The sequence below is a fragment of the Pseudonocardia sp. NPDC049154 genome, from assembly GCF_040648315.1.
In the GTDB taxonomy this organism is placed as follows: Bacteria; Actinomycetota; Actinomycetes; order Mycobacteriales; family Pseudonocardiaceae; genus Pseudonocardia.
The window spans coordinates 1-16,409 of the sequence record NZ_JBEZDN010000012.1 but is presented as its reverse complement, the minus strand read 5'-3'; the positions used below and the strand labels follow the sequence as shown (position 1 = coordinate 16,409).

Below are 16,409 nucleotides of genomic sequence, written 5' to 3'. Positions count from 1 at the left end.
TCGGGTAGATGGATCTCCGCCCGGGTCCCGGGCGGCACGTCGACGTCCACCAGCAGCCCGTGTGGGGCACCGCCGCGCCGGGTGAGCGCCGGTCAGCCCGCGCTGCGGACCGTCAGGTCGCCCAGCAGGGACCACACCCGCAGCCGGACGACGGGTGCGCCGGGAACCCGCGGCACCGGCGCGAGGTCCACCTTCTGGTCGCCGAGCAGCGAGAACCCGCCGATCTCGACCTCGACGCCCTCCGGCACGGTGAGCTGCACCTCCCCGATCAGCGACCAGGTGTCGACCACGATCGGCTCGTCGGACGTGCCCTGCTCGACCACCGCGCCGCGCAGGTCCAGGTCGACGTCGCCGAGCAGGAGCAGCACGGTGGTGCGGCGGCGCAGCGACCAGCGGCCCTTGCGCCGCAGGTCGCCGAGCACGCTGACCAGCACCGATCGACCGGGACGGGTCGCGCCCACCACCGGCGTGGGCAGGTCGGTGAGCAGCCGCTCGATCGCCACGCCCTCGTCGGCCGCCCAGACCCGCCCCACGCGGTCGGTGAACTCGTCGAGGGTCAACCGGCCCTCGCCAACCGCGCGTTCCAGCCGCTGCTGCGCGTCGCGGCGTCGGGGTTCGAGATCGTCGGGCACGGCGGCGGTCACCGTTCGACCGTACCGAGGGACCCGATCCCGTCCAGCGGATTCCCGGCTCCGGGCCGCACCCCTCGCCGCGTGCCCACCAGCAGCAGGAGCGCGAGGGCCGGGGCCGCGACGGTCGCGGCGAAGCCGAGCGCGCCGTACCCGGCGTGCAGCGGCACCCACACCAGCGGGGCGAGCGCGCCGCCGAAGAACTGGAAGGACAGCGCCAGCGACGCCGCCCCCGCCCGGTTCGTCGGCGCGCTGGTCGCGGCCACCGAGTTGATCGTGGTGCGCAGGCCGGTCACCGCGATCCCCACCGCCGCGATCCCGAGTCCCAGCAGCAGCACCGACGGGCCGAGCGCGGCGAGCAGCAGACCGGCCGCGAGCAGCAGGTTCATCGTGACGCCGGTGCGCCGCGGGCCGAGGGCGTCGAGCCGGCGGCCGAGCAGGGGTGCGGCGAGCAACCCCGCGACGCCGAACGCCGCGGCGAGCAGCCCGCGCTGCCACGGCCCCAGCCCGAACTCCTCCTCCGCCCGCAGGATCGACAGGACGGTGAGCCCGACGGCGCCCAGGTAGCAGAGGAACGACAGCCCGCACGCCGTCGCCAGGTCCCGGTTGGCCAACGCGCGGATCGACGGCGGGCCGGTGCGCACCCCGGCGGTCATGGTCGGCGGGAACAGCGCCAGGACCAGCGCGACCGCCGCGGGGAACGCAAAGGCCAACCGCCAGTCCACCACCGCCGAGGGCCCGGACACCAGCGGGCTCGACGCCTGCCCGGCCGCCTGCAGCCCCGCGAACAGACCCAGCGCGCGGCCCAGCCGGGCCCGCGGGACGAGGTCGGTGATCGCCGCGACGAGCAGCGGGGTGGTGAAGGCGTTGGTCGCGCCCTGCGCGGCGCGGGCCGCGAGGAACCAGCCCATGCTCGGCGCGAGCACGCACAGGCCGCAGGCCAGCACGAACAGCAGCAGCGAGACCTGCATGGTGCGGGCCCGGCCCCACCGCTCCGCCAACGTCCCGGAGACCAGCATCAACGCGGCGAACGGGAGCATGTACGCCGTGACGGCCCCGGCCGCGAGCTCCGGTGTGGAGTCCAGGCCCGCGGCGACCTCGTGCACCATCGGCGTGACCATCGTGCTGGCGTAGGGGCCGAGGAACCCCCCGACGTACAACGGCCACGCCCGGACCGCCGGGCGTGGCCGCACGACCGCCGAGACGGCGTCAGACATTCACCAGGTTCTTCACGACGGAGTCGTAGGAGTTCGTGTCCTCGATCAGGCCCCAGGAGACCATCCAGTCGTAGGTGCGCTGGAACTGGTCCTGCGGGTACGGCGCCGGGTCGACGTAGCGCAGCCGGCCCAGCGGGATCTCCTCCGGCGAGACCGAGCCGAGCTCGGCCGGGATCTCCCCGGTGAGGTGGTGCAGGTACGGGCGCGGGTCCTCGTTGATCTTCGCGACTGCCCGGACGACCGCGCGGTTGATGCGCGCGTAGGTGTCCTCGTCGACCTCGGGGCTGGCGATCTCGGCGCCGACGTAGAAGGCCTCCGCGAGCACCTTGTAGCCCTGCTTCTCGGCGAGGGTGATCCACGGCTCCATCAGGGCGGCGGCCTCGACGGTGCCGTCGCGCAGCGCCTCGAAGCGGACCTGCGGGCCGCCGTAGTGCGCGACCTTGATCTCCTCGCGTGGCAGGAAGCCCTCGAGGGTCTGCAGCGCGACGTAGTGCGAGCCGTGGTGGAAGTTCACCGCGACGGTCCTGCCCGCGAGGTCCTGCGGGTGGGTGGCCGGGTGGTCGCCGCGGACCATGATCGCCTGACCGTTCACGGCGGCGCGCTTGGACACGATCCGCCCGCCGACGGCGGTGTCCTGGGTGCGGCGGACCTGGCCCCACTCGCAGGCGCGGTAGAGGGACGCCTCGCCGGACTCGAAGTGCGACTTGGTGGAGCCGAACGAGCTGAGCAGCTGGTGGTCCTCGACCGGGGAGATCCCGGCGCGGGCGTAGTCCTTGGTCACGAACTCGACGTCGACGCCCTCGTCGTCGAAGTAGCCCTCGTCCTTCGCGACGAGCTGGGGCAGGGAGAAGACCAGGGAGAGCAGCTCCATGGTCACCTTGGGGCGGGTCATGGGCACGTCCTTTCTAGAGCGCGGCGACGATGCGGGAGTGCAGGTCGAAGAGGTGCGGGTCCTCGGCGGACCGGGGGCGATCGCGGTCGACGCGGTACTCCGCGGCCACCTGCGCGGGCCGCCCGGCGAGGACGATCACGCGGTCCGCGAGCAGCGCGGCCTCGAGCGGGTTGTGGGTGACGAGCAGTCCGGTGCGCGGGCGCTGCATCCACAGCTCCTGCAGGAGCAGGCGCAGCTTGCGGGCGGTGAGCTCGTCGAGCGCGGAGAACGGCTCGTCGAGCAGCACGAGGTCGGGCTCCACCGCGAACGCCCGGGCCACGGCGACCCGCTGGCGTTGCCCGCCGGAGAGCACGGTCGGGTAGGAGCCGGCGTACTCGGTGAGGCCGACGGCGGCGAGCATGTCGTCGGCCGCGGCGGGGTCGAGCCCGGCGGCCTCCAGCGCGAGCGCGACGTTCTGCCGGACCGGCAGCCAGTCGAGCAGCCGCGGCTGCTGGAAGACCACGCCGAGCTGCGGCGCGCCGATGTCGACCGTGCCGGTGTCCGGCTGCACGAGCCCGGCGACCAGGTGCAGCAGGGTCGTCTTCCCGGTGCCCGAGGCGCCCACGACCGCGACCAGCTCGCCGGGGTCGACGGTCAGCGAGAAGTCCGCGAGGACGTGCTGCGGGGCGCCGCTGCGGGCGTCGACGAAGGTCTTGCCGATCCCGTCGAGCCGCACGCGGGTGGTGGTCGGGGCGCGCAGCGCCGACGGTTCGCTCGCGATCTCGCTCACACGGACACCGCCTTCCGCCACCGGCTGGTCCGGCGTTCGAGGCCCTGCAGGACCCCGTACTCCAGGACCGCCATGACCACGGCGAACAGCAGCGTCCACGCCAGCACCGCGGCGACGTTCTGCGCGGCGAACGCGTTGTTGAGCTGGTAGCCCACACCGGAGGACATGCCGAACACCTCGACCAGCACGATCACCTTCCAACCGAGCGAGAGCCCGAGCCGCGCGCCCGCGAACAGCGAGGGTGCGAGCGCGGGCAGCCACAGCCTCCGCAGCCGGGTGGCGCGCGAGAAGCGGTAGACGTGCGCCATCTCCAGCAGGTCCGGGTCCACGGACCGGGTGCCCTGGTAGATCTGCAGCATCAGCGCGGGCGCCGAGGACAGCGCGACGGCGGCGACGGGGTTGACCAGGTCGATCCCGAACCAGATCACGCACAGAAGCGCCCAGACCAGGCCGGGGATGGTCAGCCCGAGCAGCACCGCGGGTTCGAAGAATCGGCGGGCGAACTCGTTGCGCCCCATCGCGATCCCCACCGCGACCGCGACCACGAAGGCCAGCGCGAAACCGAGCCCGACGCGCAGCACGGTGATGCCGAGCTGTTCGGCGAACGACCCGTCGGACACGATCTCGACCAGCTCGGTCACGATCTGCGGCACGCCGGGCACCAGCACGGTGTCGAGCAGGACGGACATCAGCTGCCAGGCGCCGGCGAGCAGCACGAGGAACAGCAGGGCGGGGAGCGCGCGCAGCCGCCGCCGGGGCCGCGCCGGCGCGGCGGGCACGGCCGTGGGGCGGGCGGGGCGGAGGTCGGTCGCCGTCACGCGGGTGCTCCCAGGTCGACCCAGGGGACCTGCGCGGGTGCGGCCTTGATCAGCCCGACCTGCTGCGCCACCTCGGTCTGCTTGCGGAGGTTGGCGAACACCGACTCGCCCCAGGCGACCGGGTAGACGTCGCGCATCCGGCTGGGGAGCAGGTCGATCGCGGCCTTCTCGTCGGCCGGGATGCCGTAGGCGTCGTACAGCTCGGCGAGGACCTGCGGGCGCTGCTGGATGATCTCGTGCGCCTCGAGCCGCAGGGTCGCGAGCGCGGCGGCGGTCTCGCGGTTGCCGTCGACCCAGGCGCGGGTGGCGCCCTGCCCGTTGAGGAACAGCGCGTCGGGGTCCTCCCCGGTGCCCTGCGCCCACAGCTCGCCGACGGTCGCGATCTGCCGCGCGCCCTTGCCGACGAGCCGGGTGGCGTTGGGCTCGATGGTGACGATCGCGTCGACGTCGCCGCGGTCGAGGAGGGCCAGCCCGGCCAGCACCGCGCCCGGGAAGAGCTGGTAGTCGGCGTTGAGGTCGCCGCCGTTGACCGCGGCCGCGAGCTGGGTGGAGCGGAAGGCGTCGCTGTTGTTCGGCGGCGTCGCGACCTTCTTCCCGCGCAGGTCGGCGGGGGTGCGGTAGGGGCTGTTCTCCGGGACCAGCCAGCGGACGTGGTTGTTCAGGCTGGTGCTGAACAGGACGACGTCGGCGCCGGCCTCGGCCGCGACCACGGCACCGAGGGGGCCCATGCTCGCCACGTCGAGCGCGCCCGAGAGCAGCTTGTTCTGGACGTCGCCGGGCCCGGTGCCGGCCACGTAGGTGAGGTCGAGGTTCCCGACCAGGTTGTTCTGCTCGCTGATCGGGCGGATCACCGCGCCCGCGGTGCCCGCCTGGGTGTCCTCGACCCGGGCCGCGAGCGCCGGGCCGGAGCCCGAGGAGCCGGACGAGCCGCCGCACGCGGCGAGCAGGGACGTACCGGCGAGGCCGGCGGCACCGAACAGGCCGGCGCGCAGCACGGCCCGCCGGTCGAGCAGCAGGGGACGAGCGGGCATGGGGGTACTCCAGGGAGGGCGCGCGGGGGCGCGCGACAGCGGACCGGCACGCGACGCGTGCGGTCTCGAGGGAGGGGCGAGGACGGGGTCGGGGGCGCTCAGCGCCCCGGACACGTCCCGCCGTTGATCAGGCAGAGGTCGACGTGCCGGCGCCGGGTGAGCAGCGGTGTGGTCACCCTGTTCATCGCAGGGCCCGCAGGGTCTCGTAGCCGGAGCGGCCGTCGGTCAGCCGCCAGGAGCGCATCCAGGCGTAGGTCTCGGTGAACCGGCGCTCGGTGAACGGCGCGATGTGCGTGTAGCGGTAGTAGTCCGGGCGCAGGTCGGCCGGGTCGAGCCGGTCCCCGGCCTCCGCGGCGATCGTCGGCGCCCAGCGGGCCCGGTCGGCGTTGATCAGGTCCACGGCCTTGTCGACGGCGGTGCGGTAGGCCTCCTGCTGCGCGCCCGTGAGGTGCGGGGCGACGACCTGGGAGCCGCGGTAGGCGTAGGTGCTGAGGACGTGCGCGCCGTGGGCCAGCGCGACGGACAGGAAGGGCTCCATCAGCATCGTCGCGCGGGACTCGCCGGCCAGCAGCAGGTCGAGCCGGGTCGCGGGCGGGCCGGTGTGCGCCAGCGTGATCCGCTCGCGCGGCACGGTGCCCTCGAGCACGTGCAGCGCGGTGTAGTGCGAGGCCGTGTACTCGTTGACCGAGACCGGGACGTCGGCCAGGTCGTGCGGTTCGTTGAGGTCGTCGTCGAGGCTGACCAACGCCTGCGCCACGACGGCCGCGCGCAGGTGCCCGATCCGGCCGCCGCGGGTGTCCCGCTCGAGCCGGTCGATGCCGCCCCACTCGCAGACGTTGTAGACGTCCGCCCGGGCGGCGGTGAACTGCGACTCCTTGTGCCGCGCCGCCGGGTTGCGCTCGGCGTCGGCGGAGCGGTCCGCGGCGTCGGCGAAGCGCACCCGGAGCCCGACGGCCTCGAAGAGCCCCTCCTGCACGGCCACGATCTCGGGGAGGTCGAAGACGACGTGGTTGGGCGACACGACGATCTCGTCGTCGCGGTCCGTGGTCACGTGCGTTCGCCTCCTGTCCCGATCGGGTGAGCCGAGAGTAGGCAGGCCCCGCGGCGATGGTCAACGCCCCTTTGCGGGATGCGGGACACATTCGCGCATCGCGAAATGTCCGGTCAGGAGCAGCGGCGTGGAGCAAATGTCCGGTCAGAAATCCCCGAACGCCATCGACACCGGCAGGCCCTCCAGCGCGTCGGCCGCGGACCGCACGACCGAGCCCAGCTCGTCGAGCCGCCCGTCGGGCAACCGGCTGGCCGGACCCTGGATCTCGACCCCCATCCGGACGTGCTCGCTCGCCCCGACCACGGGTGCCGCGACCGCCCGCAACGCGGGGTCGTGCGGGTCGTCGAGCACGGCGTAGCCCCGGAACTGGGTGGCCAGCAGGTCGATCTCCGTCGCCCACGACTCGGGACTGCCGCTCCCCGTCCGCGTCAGGACCTCCGCGGCCTGCCCCACCGGATCGGTGCCGAACGCCACGATCGCGCAGCCGATGGCGGACTCCAGCAGCGGCACGCGGGCACCGGGGCGGCCGGTGTAGCGCAGGGCCTTCGTGGACGGCACGGACAGCAGCACCAGCACCTCGTCGCCGCGGCGCATGCCGATGCTGGCCGTCTCGCCGGTGCGGTCGGCGAGCTCCTTGAGCACGTCGGCCGCCTCCGGGACGCCCGAGGCGCCGAGGGCCTTGCGCGCCAGCCGCAGCAGCAGCGGGCCCGGGAGGAAGCGCTCGCTGCCCTGGTCACGGCACAGCAGGTTGCCCGAGACGAGGGTGTGCGCCAGCCGGTGCACCGTGCTCACCGTCAGCCCGGTGATCTTGGCGATCTCGGTGGTGGTGAGTCCGTGCGGGCTGTCGACGACCACGCCGAGCACCGAGGCCGCGCGGGCCACGGACTGGATCTCGGAGCCGCGCGCGGACGGGGCGGCGGCCGTCATGCCCGCTCCGGGGGCGACGGGGGAACTGGCAGCACCGATCCACCGTAGCCGCGCCCCGGCGGGAAATCGGTGGCGGCGACACCCGGACCGCCCCACCCTTCACCGCCGATGACCGTCCTCTCCGCCGCCCAGGTCCGCGCCTTCGTCGACGACGGGTTCGTCCGGCTCGAGGAGGCCTTCCCCCGCGCGCTCGCCGACGAGTGCCGCACCCTGCTGTGGGAGCAGGTGCGCACCGAGACCGGCGCCTCGCCCGACGACCCCGCCACCTGGACCGTGCCCGTCCACCGCATCTCCGGCCGGGGCGATCCGCCCTTCCAGCGGGCCGCCACGACCGAGCGGCTGCACGGGGCGCTCGACCAGCTCGTCGGGCCGGGGCGGTGGCGGCCGCGGCGCGGGCTCGGCACCTTCCCGATCCGGTTCCCGCACCCGGACGACCCGGGCGACGCCGGCTGGCACGTCGAGGGCAGCTTCGCGGGACCCGACGGCGGGTTCCGGCTCAACCTGCGCTCGCGGGGCCGGGCGCTGCTGCTGCTCTTCCTGTTCTCCGAGGTCGGTGAGGCGGACGCCCCGACGACGGTGCGCATCGGCTCGCACCGCGAGGCAGCCCGGCTGCTCGCTCCGCACGGCGACGAGGGCGCGGACTTCTTCGCCTTCGCCGGCGAGGCCGTCCCGGCCACCGAGGACCTGCCCGTCGCGCTCGCCACCGGCCTGCCCGGGGACGTCTACCTCGTCCACCCGTTCCTGGTGCATTCCGCGCAGCGGCACCGCGGGACCCGGCCGCGGTTCATGGCCCAGCCGCCCCTCGACCCGACGGGCCTGCTGGACCTGCACGCCGCGGATCCGACGCCGGTCGAGGAGCCGGTGCTGGCGGCCCTCGGGTGAGCCTCGACCTCCTCCGCGATCCCCGGTACCCGCGGTCCGCCGGCTTGACCCGCCCGGTTGGTGGCCTGCGCCGCCCGGAAGCGGTGAGGTCGGCGCCGCCGGTCAGCGTCCGGTGCCGGCCGTGGGTGCGGCGCGGTCGGCGAGGGCCCGGACCTCGCCGGTGACGCGCGGCCAGAGCTCCCGCGGGAGATCGTGCCCGACGCCGGGCAGCAGCACGAGCCGGGCGCCCGGGATCGCGGCCGCGGTGGCGCGGGCCGCCGACGGGCGGACGACCGGGTCCTGCTCGCCGTGCAGGACCAGCGTGGGCGTGCGGACCTCGGCCAGCCGGCCGCCGCTCCACGGCGCGCCCGTCTGCCTGCCCTGTGCCCCGGCGTCGTGGACGCCGCGGGAGATCGCGAGCTCCCGCCCGACGGCGGCGCGGGCGGCGGACTCGTCGAAGGCGTAACCGGGCGAGGAGATCCGCCGGGCCAGGGCCACCCCCGCGGCGAGGTGGCCCTCGTCGTCCTCCGGGGTGCCGAGCCGGGACGCCCAGAGCACGAAGCCGAGGCGGACGTGCCGCAGCTGCGCGAGCCCGCGGGCGTCGCTCGGCATGGCGCCGGAGACCGTGATGCTCCGGACCCGGTCCGGATGACGCAGCGCGATGCGTTGTGTGAGCAGGCCGCCCAGCGAGTGGCCGAACAGGTGTGCACTGTCCCAGCCCAGCGCGTCGAGCACCGCGACGGCGTCGTCCGTCATGTCCTCGGCCGTGTAGGCCACCGGCCGCCGCCGGAAGAGTCCGACGAACGGGTGCACCTGCGCGTGCTCGCGGAAACGCGTGGACTCGCCCGCGTCCCGCTGGTCGTAGGAGACGACGTGGAAGCCCTGCTCCACCAGGGCCGCCACGAACCCCTCCGGCCACCGGACGCGGGCGGCGCCGAGGCCCATGACCAGCAGCAACGGCTCGCCTCCGCCCCCGCCCAGGTCCTCGTAGGCGATCCGGACCTCACCGTTGTCGGCGTACCGCGTGACCACCGGGGCCTCCTTCGCGATCGTTGTTCGCAAATGACGGTACCGATCGCGTACGACGTTCGCAAATGACCACACGGACCGCTTCCGCCCGCGGCGGGTCGCTGCCACGATGGCCGCATGAGCGGGATCAGGAGGGTGGCGGGCGCCATCCTCGCCGTGGCCGACCAGGACCGGATGCTGGAGTTCTTCGGGCGGCTCGGGTTCGAGACCGTGACCGACGCCGAGATGTGGCCTGGCGCGCGCTGGGTCGAGGTGCGGCCGCCGGGCGCGGAGACGTCGGTGGTGCTGAGCGCGGCGAAGGACTTCGGCCGCGACCCGGACCAGGGCTACCCGATGACCTTCGCGACCGAGGACGTCGCCGCCTTCGCCGCCGAGGTCCGCGCCGCCGGCGTCGAGGTGACCGAGCCGACGACCGAGGGCTGGGGCACGTTCGTGAACGTCACCGACCCCGAGGGTCGGCAGTTGCTGGTGGCCGAGCGGACCTGACCGGTCCGGCTCAGTCCGCCAGCCGCACCGCGGCGGTGGCGGTGCGCCACCGCTCGTCGAGCCGCGTCGAGTTCGCCGTGCCCGCGCGGTGACAGTCCTCGATCGTGCCGATGAGCCGGTAGAGGGCCTCGGCCACGAAGCCGCCGGGCAGCGTGGCGACGGCCGTGCTCGCCTCCGAGATGGCCCGGGAGACCTGCGGCGACCGCGGCGAGTGCCGCAGCGCGGCGACCGCGAAGTAGACCGCGCGGAGAGCGCGGCGCAGCTCCCGGTCCGGCGCCGTCCCGCGCCGGTCGCGCTCCGCCCGGCCCTGCTGGTGGATCCGCCCGTCCATCCGCACACACCTCCTGCGTCGGTGTCCCGTCAATACCGAGTTGACGTTCGTCAACCTATCATTGACGGCCGAGACGTCAAGCTAGCATTGACGCGTGTCGGCTGACGGTGGCCTCAAGCACGTGCAGAAGGCCCTCGACGCCCTCGCGGCCGCCGGGAGCCCCCTCGAGGCCCTGGCCGCGGCGAGGGACCTCCGCCGTGCTGCGGAGGAGGTCGAGCGCCGCCGCGCCGCCGAGGCCCGCGAGGCCGGCGCGAGCTGGTCGAAGATCGGCGCGCTCTACGGCACCACCAAGCAGAACGTCCAGCAGCGCTTCGGCGCCGCCCGGAAGCGGGCGGGGGAGGAGCCGGCCTGACCGCCGCTCAGGCCCGCGTGGCGAGGGCCGAGGAGAGGCGGTCGGGATCGGGCTGGGCGGGTGCGGGGACCCCGTCGTGGTGCGTGGCCTGCACCTCCCGGACCCGGGCGACGACGGCGGGGTCTGTGTAGACGTCCTCGGGGCGGGCGAGCATGCCCCGCACCGAGGTGGCGGCGCGGAAGAGGGTCGCATCGACCAGGGCCGCGGCGGACAGCTCGTCGAACCCCACCCGGCTCGCCGACGGCGCCGGCGGCGGGGGCGCCGCCGGTGTGGCGGGCCGGCCGGCGAGCACGCCCCGCTCGTGCAGCACCCCGCGGACCCGGGCGAGCCGGGCCGCGTCCGTGCGTGCCTGGTCGACGTAGTACGGCTCGACGCCCTCGGTGATCGCCGCGTCGTGCGCCAGGGCGCGGGCGTGCGGGTCGCGGGGGTGCGCGGCGAGCACGTCGACGAGGTCCAGCGCGGTGCGGAGGGCCACGCCCAGCCCGCGGGCGAGCGTCGGGTTGGTGGTGCAGACGCCGTCGCCCACGGCGTGCAGCCCCAGGGCGACCGGGCCCGCCGCGTCGACCAGCCGGTGCAGGGTGTTGTGCAGGCCGCCCATCGGGAACACGTCGCTGATCGGTTCCAGCACGTCGAGCCAGCCCCGCAGACCCGGCACGGCGTCGAAGACCGCGGTGAACACCTCCGGGTCCCGCAGGACGCGGAACCGGTGGTCCTCGGCCAGCGGGCACAGCCCCAGCACGACGGTCCCGTTGTCGGCGCCCCACATCCCGGCGACGAACTCGTCGAGCGGGAGGATCGTGCGGTTGTCCGCCCGGCCGGGCAGGCCGTCCGTGCTCCGCAACCGGTAGTGCCGGCTGTAGTAGGCGAGACCGCAGTCGGCCGTGACGACGGGCCGCGGCCGCGCACCCGCGTCGACCAGCCAGCCGTCGATCCGGGACCGCCGCCCCGACGCGTCGACCACGACGTCGGCGGCCACCTCGCCGTCGTCGAGGCGGACCCCGGTGACCTTCGGCGGGGCGCCGCCCCGGGTCCGCAGCCCGCGGACGGTCGCGCCGGTGTGCAGCGTGATCCCGCGTTCGGCCCGCACGCCCGCGTCGAGGACCCGGTCGAGCGTCGACCGGCGGGTGAGCAGCATGGTGAAGCGGTCGTCGCCGGGCTCGGGGGCGAGGTCGCGGAGCGTGGGCGGGAGCTGGGCCTCGAGCCGGGACTCGACGGCGCCGTCGCCGACCAGCCCCGCGTGGACGTCCGGCAGGTGATCGCGCAGCAGGAGCCGGTAGCGGGCGAGCAGCACGTGCGGCTGCACGATCTGCGGCGCGGTGGGCCGGAAGGCCCGGCCGGCGGCCTCCTCGACCGAGCCGGCGGGCTCCAGCGGCTCGCGCTCCAGCACGGTGACGTGGTGCCCGGCACGCGCGCCCAGCAACGCGGTCATCAACCCGGCGGCCCCCGCGCCCACGACCACGATCTCCATGCCGCCCCCCTGAGTCGTCCCCTCCTCAGTGGAGCAGCATCTTCAGCCCGATGACCAGTCCGCCCAGCGCCGCGCTGCACAGACCCCAGCAGACGGCCTGGACCACGGAGGCGCCGGCCCGGCGGGCCGCTACGTGCCCGAAGCCGCCGAGCATGACCGTGGCGAGGCCGAGCGCGACGAACACCGCGAGCGGGAGGCGCCCGGTGAGCAGCGCGAGGACGACCAGGAGCACGAGCGGCGTCAGTCCCGCCTCCACGACGGGGAGCCCCCGCCGCAGCGCCGCCCGGACCCGCTCGCCCCGACCGGCGGCGTGGACGGCGGCGGCCAGCACGTCCGCGTACCGCTCGGCGGCCCAGTACACGGCGACGGTCACCACCACGGTGAGGACGATCTCGCGGAGGTCGCCGTGCGCGCTGCCGACCGCGATCCCGGCCGCGCCGATGACGGTGCCGTAGATCGCCTGGGAGAGGTCCTCCTCGCTGTGCCACCGGTACCGGCTGAGCGGGGTGTGGCGGAACAGCCTGCGGAACGGGCCGGGCGGTGCCGACGCGGCGGGGGTCGACGCGCCGGGGGAGGCACCCGTCGCCACCCCGCTGCCGTCACGGTCGGGTGTGCGGGCCACGGCCCGACGATGGACCGGCGGCGGCCGGGGGCCGTCACCCAACAGGGGTGAGAGGAACCGCCCACACCGCCGGGGTGAGGGTGCGCGCGGCCGGTCACGCCATGCTGGGCGGCGTGAGTGGGGAGTCCTCGCCGGTCCCGGGACTGACGATGCTGCGGTCCTACCGCCGGGCGTGGCTGCCCCGCGACGTCGTCGCCGGCCTGGTCCTGACCGCGCTGCTCGTGCCGCAGGGCATGGCCTACGCGGAGCTGGCGGGGCTGCCCGCGATCACCGGCCTGTACACGTCGATCCTCTGCCTGCTCGCCTACGCCGTCCTCGGCCCGTCGCGGATCCTCGTGCTCGGGCCGGACTCCTCGCTCGGCCCGATGATCGCGGCGACCGTACTCCCGCTCGTCGCGGCGGACGGCGACCCGCAGCGCGCCGTCGCGCTGGCCTCGGCGCTCGCGCTGATGACCGGCGTGATCATGGTGGTCGCCGGGCTGGGCAGCCTCGGGTTCGTCGCGGACCTGATCTCGAAGCCGACCATGATCGGCTACATGAACGGGCTGGCCCTGACGATCCTCGTCGGGCAGCTCCCGAAGCTCTGCGGGTTCTCGGTCGACGCCGAGGGGTTCGGCGGCGAGGTCGCCGGGTTCGTGCGGGGCGTGCTCGGCAGCGAGGTCGTGCCGGCGGCGCTGGCCGTCGGTCTGGGAGGCCTGATCCTCATCGGGGTGCTGCAGCGGGTGCTCCCGCGGATCCCCGGGGTGCTGGTCGTGGTCGTGCTGTCGATGCTCGCGGCGGCCCTGTTCGGGCTGGACGAGCGGGGCGTCGTGCTGGTCGGCACGCTGCCGCAGGGTTTCCCGCCGCCCACCCTGCCGCTGATCGGGCTGTCGGACCTCCTCCCGCTGCTCGCCGGTGCCGCCGGCATCGCGCTCGTCTCGCTGACCGACACGATCTCGACCGCCTCGTCGTTCGCCGCGCGGGAGGGCCGGACGATCGACGGCAACCGGGAGATGGTGGGGATCGGCGCGGCGAACCTCGCGGCCGGCTTCTTCCAGGGCTTCCCGGTCAGCACGAGTGGGTCGAGGACGGCCGTGGCGGTGCAGGTCGGGGCGCGCACGCAGGTCACCGGCCTGGTCGGGGCGGCCGCGATCACCCTGATCCTGCTGCTGGCCCCGGGCCTGCTGCGCACCCTGCCGCAGCCGACCCTCGCGGCGGTCGTGATCGCCGCGTCGGCCTCGCTCGCCGACGTCCGCGGGACGGTGCGGCTGTACCGGGTGCGGCGGACGGAGTTCGCGCTGTCGGTCGCGGCCTTCCTCGGGGTGGTGCTGCTCGGCGTGCTGCCGGGGATCGCGGTGGCCGTCGCACTCTCGATCGGCAACGTGTTCCGGCGCGCGTGGTGGCCGTACCAGACCGTGCTCGGCCGGGTCCCCGGCCTGCCGGGCTTCCACGACGTCCGCAGCTACCCCGAGGCCGAGCTGCTGCCGGGCTGCGTCCTCGTCCGGTTCGACGCGCCGCTCTTCTTCGCGAACGCCCGGACCTTCCGCGAGCAGCTGGAGCGGCGGAGCCGGAGCGACCCGGCGCTCCGCTGGATCGTGGTGGCGGCGGAGCCGATCACGGACGTCGACACGACCGCGGCGGACATGCTCCACGACCTGGACGTCGCCCTCAACGGCCGCGGTGTGCACCTCGTGTTCGCCGAGATGAAGGACCCGGTGCGTCGCAAGATCGACCGCTACGAGCTGACCGGCACCATCGACCCCGCGCACTTCTTCCCGACCCTCGACGCCGCCGTCGACGTCTTCCGGCGGGAGACCGGCGCGCGGTGGACCGCGCCGCGGCCGGGGTGACGGTCAGGTCCGCCGGCCCCGGCGCTGCCGGTGGACGACGATCCACGCCGTCCCGGCCAGCGCCAGCCCGCCGAGGAACACCGCCGCCTCCGCGACGACCAGGCCGACGAGGATGCACAGCACGGCCAGCGTGACCAGCACCGGCAGGAGCCAGCGACGCCTGCCGGCGGGCGGCCCGAGGCCGCGCCCGAGCCGTCTGTCCAGCTCCGGGTCCTCCGCGCGCAGCTGGCGCTCGATCGCCGTGAGCAGGCGCTCCTCGTCGCCGCTCAGCACGGTGCACGCCCCGTGCCGGGCGTGGCCGTCCGTTCGTCCCCCGCAGGCACCGCGACCTCCCCCGCTCGCCGTCCGTCGGACGATGGGCGGCCCGACGTCCGCGCGCCTCGCCCCGGCGGGGTGAAGGTCGGTCGGGAGTGGGAGCGATCGGAGTAGCCGGGCACGGCCGCGAACAGGGCTTTGGCCACTTCACAGCCCTACGGCCGCGATGCGACCGTGCCGGGACCATGGCCCGCACCGAGTACTACCACCATCCGGACCCGCCGCGGCCCACCCTCGTCGCGCCGAGCGTCTTCGCCGTGGTGCGCGACGACGCCGACCGGGTCCTGCTCGTGCGGCGCGTCGACGACGGATTCTGGGAGCTCCCCGGCGGCCGCGTCGAGATCGGCGAGTCGGCGGTCGACGCGGCGGAGCGGGAGGTGGCGGAGGAGAGCGGGGTCGCGATCAAGGTGGTGCGCGTGGCCGGGGTCTACAGCGACCCCGGCCACGTCGTCGTCGACGGCACCGGCGAGGTGCGCCAGCAGTTCGCGGTCTGCGTGCACGCCCGGCCGGTGTCCGGGGAGCCGCGGCCCGACGGCGAGGAGACGAGCGAGGCGGACTGGGTGACCATCGACCGGCTCGACGGGCTGGCGATGCACCCGGCCATGCACCAGTGGCTCCGGCACGCCCTCGCCGAGCCCGACCACGCGCACGTCGGGTGAGGGCCGCCACCCGGAACCCGAGGCGTGGGGCCCTGTCGGGACGGCCGCGTCGCAGGGAAGACTGGCCGCGTGACGGGTGACCAGGCTCCCGCGGCCGAGCAGCTGCTGCGCGTGGAGTCGCGCCGGGCGGGGCCCGCGATGGTGGTGACGGTGGCGGGAGAGGTGGACATGTTCACCGCCCCGCGCGTGGAGGCGGCGGTCGGCCGGGCGCTCGCCGACCCCGCGGTGGACGTGATCGTGGTCGACCTGACCCGGGTCGACTTCCTCGACCAGGCCGGCCTGAGCGCGCTGGTCACCGCGCACCGGGCGGCACAGCGGCAGGACGAGCCGCTGCGGGTGGTCGTCGACCACAACCGGCCGGTCGTCCGGCCGCTCGAGATCACTGGCCTGGAACGCGTCCTGGCCCTGTACTACGACGTGGCGGAGGCGCTCGGCGAGCCGCGCGGCAGCAGGGGCTGACCCGGCGGGACCGGCGTGCGGCGGCCCGGCTGGTCCTGCGGGGGCGGGGCGCGTCACACTCTCGGGTAGTGCCAGCGCATCGGGACCGGTCGGACCGTGCGGGCCCGCTCCCCGGCGCGGGTCCGGGTGGTGCCGCGCCCCGTGCCGCCCGCCACGGGCACGCCTGGGAGATCCGGCTCCCGGCCGTACTCGAGACGCTGGGCCTGGTACGCACCGGGCTGCGACGCCGGTTGGCGCAGCTCGAGTGGCCGGACGACGCCGCCCTGGACGTCCTCCTCGCGGTCAACGAGGCGGTGAGCAACGCCGTGGAGCACGCCTTCCCGCCCGGGGCGCCGGACGGGACGGTGGAGGTCGTCGCGGAGGTCGAGCCGGTCGACCGGCAGCGGCGCCTCCGGGTCCGGATCCGCGACACCGGTCGCTGGCTCCCGCGGCCCGGCCCCGAGGAGGACGTCAACCGGCGCCGCGGGCTGCCGATGATGTCCGTGCTGATGGCCGAGGTCCTGATCCACCGCGGCGGCCCGGCGCCTTCCGACGGCACGGTGGTGACCCTGCTCAGCCCGCCCGTCCCCACCCTGTGAGTGGCGGGGGTGGGGGGTGGGCCATTAAGCCCCCAAAACTGCGGAGTGGGGGTTTCGTAGAAGAGACCGGATAAAAACACAAACAC

At 75.0% G+C, this 16,409-nt stretch carries 20 protein-coding genes; 7 read left to right on the top strand and 13 right to left on the bottom strand.

Annotated features, from left to right (window positions below; all coding sequences use genetic code 11):
- Positions 1-92: 92 nt before the first annotated feature.
- The 8 genes from AB0B41_RS09200 to AB0B41_RS09165 all read right to left on the bottom strand — a co-directional run bounded on the left by AB0B41_RS09200 (position 93) and on the right by AB0B41_RS09165 (position 7,334).
- Positions 93-644: a DUF1707 domain-containing protein gene (locus tag AB0B41_RS09200; RefSeq protein WP_358200765.1), complete on the bottom strand. Its 552-nt coding sequence runs from the start codon at positions 642-644 to the stop codon at positions 93-95.
- A complete protein-coding gene (locus tag AB0B41_RS09195) occupies positions 641-1,846 on the bottom strand; it encodes an MFS transporter (RefSeq protein ID WP_358200763.1) in 1,206 nt (401 codons plus the stop codon). Before AB0B41_RS09195 ends, AB0B41_RS09200 begins: the two co-directional genes overlap by 4 nt.
- On the bottom strand, positions 1,839-2,738 hold the full coding sequence (locus tag AB0B41_RS09190; RefSeq protein ID WP_358200761.1) for an ABC transporter substrate-binding protein: 900 nt from the start codon (positions 2,736-2,738) through the stop codon (positions 1,839-1,841). Before AB0B41_RS09190 ends, AB0B41_RS09195 begins: the two co-directional genes overlap by 8 nt.
- Before the next feature lie 13 nt (positions 2,739-2,751).
- A complete protein-coding gene (locus AB0B41_RS09185; RefSeq protein WP_358200759.1) occupies positions 2,752-3,507 on the bottom strand; it encodes an ATP-binding cassette domain-containing protein in 756 nt (251 codons plus the stop codon).
- Positions 3,504-4,325, bottom strand: coding sequence for an ABC transporter permease subunit (locus AB0B41_RS09180; protein WP_358200757.1), 822 nt, complete (start codon positions 4,323-4,325; stop codon positions 3,504-3,506). The genes AB0B41_RS09185 and AB0B41_RS09180 overlap by 4 nt, the downstream gene beginning before the upstream one ends.
- Positions 4,322-5,356: an ABC transporter substrate-binding protein gene (locus tag AB0B41_RS09175; protein WP_358200755.1), complete on the bottom strand. Its 1,035-nt coding sequence runs from the start codon at positions 5,354-5,356 to the stop codon at positions 4,322-4,324. Before AB0B41_RS09175 ends, AB0B41_RS09180 begins: the two co-directional genes overlap by 4 nt.
- Before the next feature lie 181 nt (positions 5,357-5,537).
- A complete protein-coding gene (locus AB0B41_RS09170) occupies positions 5,538-6,407 on the bottom strand; it encodes a nitrate ABC transporter substrate-binding protein (protein ID WP_358200753.1) in 870 nt (289 codons plus the stop codon).
- A 144-nt stretch (positions 6,408-6,551) separates the two neighbouring features.
- The gene (locus AB0B41_RS09165; RefSeq protein ID WP_358200751.1) at positions 6,552-7,334 is read right to left on the bottom strand and encodes an IclR family transcriptional regulator; all 783 of its coding nucleotides are present in this window, start codon (positions 7,332-7,334) and stop codon (positions 6,552-6,554) included.
- A gap of 108 nt (positions 7,335-7,442) precedes the next feature.
- On the opposite strand from AB0B41_RS09165, the gene AB0B41_RS09160 reads away from it, so the two are divergent.
- Positions 7,443-8,216, top strand: a complete 774-nt coding sequence (locus tag AB0B41_RS09160; RefSeq protein ID WP_358200749.1) for a phytanoyl-CoA dioxygenase family protein — start codon at positions 7,443-7,445, stop codon at positions 8,214-8,216.
- A gap of 102 nt (positions 8,217-8,318) precedes the next feature.
- Here the strand turns inward: AB0B41_RS09160 and AB0B41_RS09155 are convergent, their stop codons facing one another.
- Positions 8,319-9,227, bottom strand: coding sequence for an alpha/beta hydrolase (locus AB0B41_RS09155; RefSeq protein WP_358200747.1), 909 nt, complete (start codon positions 9,225-9,227; stop codon positions 8,319-8,321).
- A gap of 114 nt (positions 9,228-9,341) precedes the next feature.
- Here AB0B41_RS09155 and AB0B41_RS09150 point away from each other — a divergent pair, with 114 nt between their 5' ends.
- Entirely contained in the window at positions 9,342-9,710 is a 369-nt protein-coding gene (locus tag AB0B41_RS09150; protein ID WP_358200745.1) for a VOC family protein, read from the top strand.
- A 10-nt stretch (positions 9,711-9,720) separates the two neighbouring features.
- On the opposite strand, the gene AB0B41_RS09145 is transcribed toward AB0B41_RS09150, so the two are convergent.
- Complete coding sequence (locus AB0B41_RS09145) at positions 9,721-10,041, bottom strand: hypothetical protein (RefSeq protein ID WP_358200743.1); 321 nt, start codon at positions 10,039-10,041, stop codon at positions 9,721-9,723.
- Between the two features lie 94 nt (positions 10,042-10,135).
- On the opposite strand from AB0B41_RS09145, the gene AB0B41_RS09140 reads away from it, so the two are divergent.
- Positions 10,136-10,393, top strand: coding sequence for a hypothetical protein (locus tag AB0B41_RS09140; RefSeq protein ID WP_358200741.1), 258 nt, complete (start codon positions 10,136-10,138; stop codon positions 10,391-10,393).
- Positions 10,394-10,400: 7 nt separating this feature from the next.
- Here AB0B41_RS09140 and AB0B41_RS09135 read toward each other — a convergent pair whose 3' ends face one another.
- Positions 10,401-11,861: an FAD-dependent oxidoreductase gene (locus tag AB0B41_RS09135; protein WP_358200738.1), complete on the bottom strand. Its 1,461-nt coding sequence runs from the start codon at positions 11,859-11,861 to the stop codon at positions 10,401-10,403.
- A 25-nt stretch (positions 11,862-11,886) separates the two neighbouring features.
- The gene (locus AB0B41_RS09130) at positions 11,887-12,483 is read right to left on the bottom strand and encodes a hypothetical protein (RefSeq protein ID WP_358200736.1); all 597 of its coding nucleotides are present in this window, start codon (positions 12,481-12,483) and stop codon (positions 11,887-11,889) included.
- A gap of 113 nt (positions 12,484-12,596) precedes the next feature.
- Here AB0B41_RS09130 and sulP point away from each other — a divergent pair, with 113 nt between their 5' ends.
- Positions 12,597-14,312, top strand: coding sequence for a sulfate permease (gene sulP, locus AB0B41_RS09125; RefSeq protein WP_358200734.1), 1,716 nt, complete (start codon positions 12,597-12,599; stop codon positions 14,310-14,312).
- Positions 14,313-14,315: 3 nt separating this feature from the next.
- Here the strand turns inward: sulP and AB0B41_RS09120 are convergent, their stop codons facing one another.
- On the bottom strand, positions 14,316-14,585 hold the full coding sequence (locus tag AB0B41_RS09120) for a DUF3040 domain-containing protein (RefSeq protein WP_358200732.1): 270 nt from the start codon (positions 14,583-14,585) through the stop codon (positions 14,316-14,318).
- 227 nt (positions 14,586-14,812) lie between these two features.
- On the opposite strand from AB0B41_RS09120, the gene AB0B41_RS09115 reads away from it, so the two are divergent.
- From AB0B41_RS09115 to AB0B41_RS09105, 3 genes are all read left to right on the top strand, one after another.
- A complete protein-coding gene (locus AB0B41_RS09115; protein WP_358200730.1) occupies positions 14,813-15,286 on the top strand; it encodes an NUDIX domain-containing protein in 474 nt (157 codons plus the stop codon).
- A 69-nt stretch (positions 15,287-15,355) separates the two neighbouring features.
- On the top strand, positions 15,356-15,745 hold the full coding sequence (locus AB0B41_RS09110; RefSeq protein WP_358200728.1) for an STAS domain-containing protein: 390 nt from the start codon (positions 15,356-15,358) through the stop codon (positions 15,743-15,745).
- 68 nt (positions 15,746-15,813) lie between these two features.
- Entirely contained in the window at positions 15,814-16,323 is a 510-nt protein-coding gene (locus tag AB0B41_RS09105; protein ID WP_358200726.1) for an ATP-binding protein, read from the top strand.
- The last annotated feature ends 86 nt before the right edge of the window (positions 16,324-16,409 follow it).